This window comes from Pseudoalteromonas sp. GW168-MNA-CIBAN-0100 (assembly GCF_040309225.1).
GTDB classification, from domain to species: domain Bacteria; phylum Pseudomonadota; class Gammaproteobacteria; order Enterobacterales; family Alteromonadaceae; genus Pseudoalteromonas; species Pseudoalteromonas arctica.
In genome coordinates, this window is the sequence record NZ_JBEOOL010001201.1 from 1 (window position 1) to 229 (window position 229).

1 pseudogene is annotated in these 229 nt (G+C 41.5%); it reads left to right on the plus strand.

Annotation, left to right across the window (positions count from 1 at the left end):
• A pseudogene (locus AAEY62_RS25210) lies at positions 1-229 on the plus strand (mechanosensitive ion channel family protein); the annotation flags it as partial.

Here is a 229-nt window from a genome sequence, read left to right on the forward strand (position 1 = left end):
TTTATATAGCCTCTCCTAACGGCAAAGTGTGGGGTGGTAATATTAAAAACTTTACCCGTAACGGCAAAAGACGCATGGATATTGTAGTGGGTATTTCGTATGCCGATTCAATAGACGATGGCTTAAATGTACTTAAACAAATAGCCTGCTCAGAAGGGCGTTTACTAGCAGAGCCAGCGCCAAAAGTAATGGTGGTATCTATAGCCGAAAGTTCGGTAAACCTACAATT